This is a genomic window from Mesorhizobium sp. M7A.F.Ca.US.006.01.1.1 (assembly GCF_003997935.1).
In the GTDB taxonomy this organism is placed as follows: Bacteria; Pseudomonadota; Alphaproteobacteria; order Rhizobiales; family Rhizobiaceae; genus Mesorhizobium.
Genome location: NZ_RZQL01000297.1, coordinates 1 through 7,431, shown reverse-complemented (window position 1 = coordinate 7,431; position 7,431 = coordinate 1). Strand labels below are relative to the sequence as shown.

Here is a 7,431-nt window from a genome sequence, read left to right as displayed (position 1 = left end):
TCACCGAATACAAGGTCGGCCAGCGTGTATCGGGCGAAGGCCACATCGTCTGCGGCCATTGCCGCAACTGTCGCGCCGGGCGAGGGCATCTGTGCCGCAACACGCTCGGCGTCGGCGTCAACCGTCCAGGCGCCTTCGGCGAGTATCTGGCGATCCCGCAGCACAATGTCGTGCCGATCCCCGACGATGTGCCCGATGAGATTGCCGCGATCTTCGATCCCTTGGGCAATGCCGTCCACACCGCATTGTCCTTCGATCTGGTCGGCGAGGACGTGCTGGTGACTGGCGCCGGGCCGATCGGCATCATGGGCGCGCTCGTCGCCCAATGCGTCGGCGCGCGCAAAGTGGTCATCACTGACATCAACCCGGTGCGGCTGGCGCTAGCCAAGAAACTCGGCGTCCAGCATGTCGTCGACGCCTCGAAGGAGAAGCTGCGCGACGTCATGCCGGTGCTCGGCATGACCGAGGGGTTCGACGTCGGCCTCGAAATGTCAGGCGCCGCCCCCGCTTTCCGCGACATGATCGACACCATGAACAATGGCGGCAAGATCGCCATTCTGGGCATCGCGCCGACCGGCTTCGAGATCGACTGGAACAAGGTCATCTTCAAGATGCTGCATCTCAAAGGCATCTACGGCCGCGAGATGTTCGAAACCTGGTACAAGATGATCGCGCTTGTGCAGGGTCCGCTGGATGTCTCCGGCCTGATCACCCACCGCATCGGCATCGACGATTTTCAGATCGGTTTCGATGCGATGAAGAGCGGCAGTTCCGGCAAGGTGGTGATGGACTGGTAGGGATTGCCTTGGCCGCTATTCAGGAAAAGCTGACGACAGCACCTCTGGTCCGCCGGACATTTTCCAACTAGGGGAACATGGCTGGGTGGAGAGCTATGGCTCCGCTACGTGCGCTCGCTAATCATATACGGCGACGTATCGCGGCCCACCCGGTGACGGTCGATGGGGCAATTCGCTTCAGTCGATGACGGAAACCCGGTGAACCGATGCTGAGGCCCCGACGCGATCGTCTATTTCCTATGATCTGCGATTGAGGTCGAGGTGTTGCCGCTTTCAGCGGGTAAGATGCGATAGACGACTTCCGGTACCCTTCCGGTCAGCGAAAAGGAAGGCAACGAGCCGCATTGCCTCAAGCAAAATGTTACCAATAGTGTCCTGTTCCAAAGGGGATGGACAGGTCGTGCCATTCCGGTTCGGGGGAAGGATGGCGCGGCTCAGCATGGCGACACGGTGAAGCGGCGATCGTGGAGCTTTATTGCGGCGTTGACAAGCGGCGCATTCTGGATGAGTTCGAGGCGGTAACCGGCTATTATTCGCAAGCGCGCGATCCGTCTTATGAACCGTCGTGAGCAGAGGCCGTCTGCGGGCAAGAGCCGCAGCCGCTGTTACGGCAGCGATGTCCGCGACGCGCTCATCGTGTTGTGGGAGGATTCGGAGCGGCTGGGTCCGCATCGACGCTCGCGGCGGCCAGCGCCGCCGGGCAGGAATGAGTTCGCAGTTCGCCGCTCGGTGCCAGCCCGCACCTTCGGCGATTGGAAAGATCCGCCGCCCGGCTTTGTTGAGCGCATTCGGGCACGTCTTCGTCAGGGAGCTTCGTGCAGACGATGGTGCTGACCGGATTGCCGCCGGCTGGACCGATTGCATTCCGCTCCGCACGCGCGACAGCGGCAATGTGATCATGGCGATCAAGCAGGCCCGCTCCCGGTTTCGCTGACCCTGTGCTGCTGTTTGCCGGCATCCGCCCGCACAGGAAGAGCTTGTAAAAGTGCGGAAATCGAGGAGCCGTTGGTCGTCGATCTTCAGCCTGAACGCGGTCGTTTGCTGGTGCCGCAAATCGGCTGTTGCATGTACATCCCTGTCAGACGTCAGTTTTCCTCGCCTATTTTGGTGTCGAGCGCGAAGTGCTCCAACCAGATTGCAAGGCTTTTTGGAAATGAGAGCGGCTTTGCGCAGGGCGCTCCGTTGTTGAGCATTCAAGCTACCAAGCCAATGACGCGCAGGTTCCACCAGGCTCGCCAGCCTTGAAGGACAGCGAAAAAAGCAGAGCACGACAGACACAACAGTGCATCAGGACGCCGCAGTCGTTGAAGATGGTGCGCTGCATCCATACCGTGGATGCATTCGATCCAAATAATCGATTTGTTCAATCAGTTTCTCGAAAGCTAACCCTACCCTCTGTGGGAATCGGGCTCTGAGCCGCGACGCTGCCTTGCGAGCGCAGGGGCTGCACGTAGGAGAGATGATGCAACGAGAAATCGCACGCGGGTTGCTGGCCTCGTGGGTTCGCCGACCGGCGTATTTGAGCCCGTCAGTTGGTCCTCACCCGCGCCTATTGCCACCGAGCGACTTGCATGTCCCTCCGACTCGGACCAGTTCCGAGAGCTGCGACGAGTTGCGCGCCGTGTGCTCCGATCAGATGGCCGCCGGTGACGCGTTCGATGGGCCGTCCCTCTTCGAGAGGAGATGAAATGCGAACGCTGCTCGTGGATCATCATGCGGATCTTGCGCGCGCCATGCGACTTGCGCTCGGGGATGGCGGCTTCGTCGTTGATGTCGTTGGTACTCTGGAACTGGCTTCGAGTGCATTTTCTTGCGCCAGCTATGAAATTCTCCTGCTGGAATTGGCTCTGCCAGATGGCGATGGCTTGGGTTGGCTGAGGCAGTTGAGGACCCACGGGCATTCAGTTCCTGCCGTCATTATGAGCAGCCTTAACGATCTCGATAAGCGAATTGCGATCTTCAACGGTGGTGCGGACGACTTTCTGCTCAAACCCATCTCTACCGATGAGCTTATTGCCAGAATGAGAGCCATTCTGCGCCGGGCGACACAGATGACCGACCTGAGGCTCGTATTTGGCAATCTCGACTTTGATCCGGTCGCCCGCCAGGTTTTCGTTGATGGGCACCCAATGATGATCGCACGTCGCGAACTCTGTGTTCTAGAGCACCTGCTTAACCGGGCAGGCCGCATCGTGCCCCGTGCGCAATTGGAAGATCACCTCTATTCATTCAACGACGACGTGTCTGCCAACGCGCTTGAAGTCGGAATTTATCGTTTACGGGGACATCTGACCAGATCAGGTGCAACGCCACGGATCAAGACCATCCGAGGCATTGGTTACATCCTAGAATTGACTGACGCCTCGTCCGCATAGTTTGTCGAATCGAAAGAAGATCTATTTTGCTGATCCTTCAACATCCTTGCGCTGCGCTCAATTGGCGGGCGATCGCCAACAAGGTTACAAGACCTGCAGTGCCCCGTTACCTGGGCCATCTCCTCTGCGCGCTTATTGTGACTTTCCCACTTGGTGTCGCGGCGCAAAACAAGCAGGACAAAGGCCCGCCGCATGCGGCTTCGAATAGCATCAACGCCACGCTGACCCTTTCCTCTTCGCTCGGGGAGACCGTTCATCTGCCCGGGCCAGCCACGACCATCTTTGTTGCTGACCCCACGATCGCGGATTTTCAGGCGCCATCGAGCAAAACAATCTTCGTCTTTGGCAAGAAATCGGGGCGGACCAGCCTATTCGCCTTGGATGGCAATGGCGAGCCTCTCGCCGAATTGCGTATCGTTGTCACGCAACCGATCGGGGATTTACGCGCCATGTTGCGGGAGCAGGTCGGCGACTATCCCATCCGCGTCAACTATACGCCGCGCGGCGCAATCCTTAGCGGGACGGCGCCCGACGCAGAGGTCGCCGACACCGCAAAAAGAGTCACTGAGCAATATCTGGGCGACGGAGCGCAAGTCGTCAACAACATCAAGGTCGCTGGATCCCTGCAAGTTAACCTCAGCGTGCGCGTAGCCGAAGTCTCACGCAGCGCCATGAAGTCACTCGGCGTCAACTTGTCCGCCTTCGGTCAAATCGGCAATTTCAAAGTGGGCGTTCTAAGCGGAAGCGCTGCAAGCGCTGGGTCTGGTTCAACCCAGGGTGGCGGTACAGCAGAAATCGGATTCGACAACGGTGCCGTCAACGTCAGCGCGGTTCTCGACGCGCTCGCCAAGGAGCATATAGCTTCCGTCCTGGCTGAGCCGAACCTCACCGCTATGTCGGGTGAAAAGGCCAGCTTTCTCGCGGGCGGCGAATTTCCCATTCCTGTCCTGCAGGAAAACAGGCAGGTATCGGTTGAATTCCGTCACTTCGGCGTCAGTCTGGAATTTGTGCCGACAGTTCTCAGCAACAATCAAATCAACATTCACGTAACGCCCGAAGTCAGTGAACTGTCGACGCAAGGTGCCGTGCAAATCAACGGAATTTCCGTGCCGGCAGTTTCCACGCGCCGAGCCGATACGGTCGTCGAACTCGCCAGCGGCCAGAGCTTCGCAATCGGCGGTCTAATCAGGCGGAACGTCAACAATGATGTCAGGGCCTTTCCCTGGCTCGGAGAACTGGCGATCCTGGGACCGCTTTTTCGCTCGACCTCGTTTCAAAAAGAGGAGTCAGAACTGGTCATTCTAGTTACGCCTTACATTGTAAGACCAGGCTCCAACCCAAACCAGATGAGCGCACCGACCGAGCGGGCGGCACCGGCTTTGAACGGAGGGGGCGCTCCGACGAATTCCGTGACAAGTCCCCCGCGAGACCGCGCTGCTATCCGTGCGGGCGCGCCAAGCGCCCAGGGCGGTCTCGGCTTCATCATCGAATAGTGTCATCCAAAGATGTTGCGTTTTATAATCCTCTTTGTCGCTCTGGCACCAAGCGTAAGTGGCTGCACAAGCACTACGCCAGTTGATGTCGAACCATCGGCACCAATGCTTGTCCGAGAGGAGACCACCGTCCTGACGTTGCAAAGCCTGCGCGCTTCCGAACGGCAGCGTTTGCGTGTTTTCCTAGACAAGGCCAGTCGCGGCCGGTTCGATGCCATCCACCTCCTCATCAGCGGTTCGCCCCAGCTCAGCGCAGGGGTAGCCCATCAGGCCAGGCAGTTGGCAATCGAAGAAGACAACATTCAATTGCGCGATCAACACGACGCCGGCTCAGTGCGAATTGAGGCGATTGTCTATCACGCCCGTCCGCCGGTCTGTCCCTCATATGGTGCCTTACCCAATGAAGAATCCTTCAAACAGCCGCTTGGTTGTTCGACAGGACATAACCTGGCCGTGATGGTCAACGATCCGCGCGATCTGCTCGACAATCAGGCCGTCAAGGCCGGCGATGGCGATCGTGCTTCTGTACCAGTTGCAACTTACAGAACATTCGGGACGGATAAAGGTGGCTGATACCGCCCTTATCTCGGCAGCACTCCTACCGGAGATTGAAAGCTTCCAATCGCGTCCTGATCTAAAATAAAAGGAACCGCTGGATGCAATATAGGCGCTATATCGAGGGCCTTAGGGCCGTTGCTGTACTTCCGGTCGTACTCTTTCATTTCGGAATTTCGGCGATCCCGGGTGGCTTTAGCGGGGTCGATATCTTCTTCGTCATCTCCGGCTACCTAACCAGCGGAAGCCTCCTGGATGACCTTGAACGCGGCCAATTTTCCATCGTCAACTTCTACTGGCGCCGTGCCCGGCGCATTCTGCCGGCGCTCGTCTTTGTGATGCTTCTCACCTGCATTGCGGCATTGTTCATTCTTCTGCCACCGGATCTGCGCGGATTCAGTCTTAGCATCATAGCTACCTCGACCTTCTGGTCGAACGTTTTCTTCTGGAAAACGTCAAGTTACTTCTCTATCGATGCCGCGCTTCTACCACTGTTGCACACTTGGCCGCTTTCCGTAGCGGAGCAGTACTACATCTTCGCACCAATCCTGATGTTCCTAATCTATCGCTACATCGGGAAGCGCTGGCTGACGACACTTCTTCCGATAATTCTCTGCAGCTTCGTAGTGGCGGTGATGGCGACATCGCTGGCACCCACCGCCGGATTCTATCTGCTGCCGACCCGAATCTGGGAACTCATGTTGGGCGCCCTGCTCATGCTCAAATGCCCCTCGCCGCTGGGCAACCGACTCCTGATGGAGTCGGTGGGGGTGGCCGGATTTGGCCTTCTCGCCATCGGGTTCTTCGCGATTTCGGCGAGTGATCCGTTCCCAGGCTACAACGCCTTGTATCCATGCATCGGAACGGCCCTTCTGATCTATGTTGGCCAAAATACCCCCTCGACGGTCGCCACCCGCATGCTCGAAGTCAGGCCGCTGGTCTGGATTGGGCTCATCTCGTATTCGTTGTATCTTGTTCACTGGCCTCTCAATGCGTTCGCGCACTATCTTTCGTTCCAAAAACTCGATCCGTTGATGACCGGTGCGATGTTGGTGGCAAGCCTCGCATTGGCTGCATTCTCCTGGAAGTTTGTAGAGCAGCCGTTTCGACAGAAGAGGGCCTTCACCTCCCCGGGGCCTATCTTCGCCTTTTCAGCGCTCGCGATCGTTGTCCTTTGTGCCGGCGGAGCGGCGGGGGCGCTCGGCAACGGCTTTCCGCAACGGTTTCCGGACTATGTCCAGCGGCGCATTTCCGTCGGGGACTGGAGGAATGGCATCTGTTTCAACGAGGGCACCAGCCGGATCGAAAGCTGGAATATGGAGGATTGCACGCGCACCAGCGGTTTTCCAACAACGGTTTTTTTGTGGGGCGACTCCTTCGCCGCGCACTATGTTTCCGGCTTGGGTGCTAACATAAATCGATTGCAGGCGAACATCGTTGAATATACGTACGCCAGCTGCGCGCCGATACTCTATTACTACCCGTACGATCGTCTTGATTGTGTCCGGTTCAATCGCAAGGCCTTGGACGTCATCTTGGAAGCGGACATCAAGACGGTTATCCTCAGCGGTAGATGGAGTGACTATGAGGTCAGAGGTTTCGACGGTCTTCAGCAAACAATCGCTACGCTTCGTGCCCTGGGCGTGCGCGTGTTTGTCATCGGCCAGTCTCCGCAGTTCCCAACTGACGTCCGGAAAATTGCGTTCTTCGCCAAGCGCCAAAATCTGGACGATACGTCCTGGCCGATCGCGATGGACCCCGACGTCAACGAACGTGTGCGCTCATTTACCAAAGGCGCCACATTCATCGATCCGCTGAAATTCCTGTGCAGCGCAGGACGCTGCGCCTATTTCGATAGAGGAGAGTTTTTATATTTCGACTATGGTCATTTCTCTTCAGCCGGCGCCACACTGGCAATCTCGAAATACTGGCCGGCTTTTGGCAAGGACAATGCTCTTCCTAAGACGAAGTAGCGGCTCAGCGGCTGACAAGCACCAGTACGGGTCCCAGTGATAGCTCCTGCTTCCGCAGCAGCCGCGACGATGGAGCTGTTCAGGTTTAAGGCCCCCCGATAGTGACCTAGGTGTGGAGCTTCAACAGGTTGTCCTCGATCAGGGCGAGGCGACTGATAGGCGTTTTTGACTTTAGGCTGCCATGTGGACGATGCCAATTGTATCTGTGCAGCCAGACAGGCAGTTCGGCGGCACGATG

The 7,431-nt window shown here is 57.7% G+C and carries 5 protein-coding genes and 2 pseudogenes; 6 read left to right on the top strand and 1 reads right to left on the bottom strand.

Features of this window, described 5'->3' with window-relative positions:
* The 6 genes and pseudogenes from tdh to EN943_RS32630 form a co-directional block, all read left to right on the top strand.
* Window positions 1-797, top strand: a 797-nt coding sequence (tdh, locus tag EN943_RS32655) for an L-threonine 3-dehydrogenase (protein ID WP_127416093.1), incomplete at its 5' end; no start/stop codon positions are given.
* Between the two features lie 714 nt (window positions 798-1,511).
* Window positions 1,512-1,680: pseudogene (locus EN943_RS38595) on the top strand (transposase); the annotation flags it as partial.
* Between the two features lie 805 nt (window positions 1,681-2,485).
* Complete coding sequence (locus EN943_RS32645) at window positions 2,486-3,172, top strand: response regulator transcription factor (protein WP_063169262.1); 687 nt, start codon at window positions 2,486-2,488, stop codon at window positions 3,170-3,172.
* Window positions 3,173-3,243: 71 nt separating this feature from the next.
* On the top strand, window positions 3,244-4,665 hold the full coding sequence (locus EN943_RS32640; protein WP_063170365.1) for a type II and III secretion system protein family protein: 1,422 nt from the start codon (window positions 3,244-3,246) through the stop codon (window positions 4,663-4,665).
* Window positions 4,666-4,677: 12 nt separating this feature from the next.
* A complete protein-coding gene (locus tag EN943_RS32635; RefSeq protein WP_063169261.1) occupies window positions 4,678-5,238 on the top strand; it encodes a CpaD family pilus assembly lipoprotein in 561 nt (186 codons plus the stop codon).
* Window positions 5,239-5,321: 83 nt separating this feature from the next.
* Window positions 5,322-7,193 carry an acyltransferase family protein gene (locus EN943_RS32630; protein WP_063169260.1) on the top strand — a complete coding sequence of 624 codons (1,872 nt, stop codon included), beginning with the start codon at window positions 5,322-5,324 and terminating at the stop codon, window positions 7,191-7,193.
* A gap of 106 nt (window positions 7,194-7,299) precedes the next feature.
* On the opposite strand, the pseudogene EN943_RS32625 reads toward EN943_RS32630, so the two are convergent.
* Window positions 7,300-7,431 (bottom strand): annotated as a pseudogene (locus EN943_RS32625) (IS481 family transposase); the annotation flags it as partial.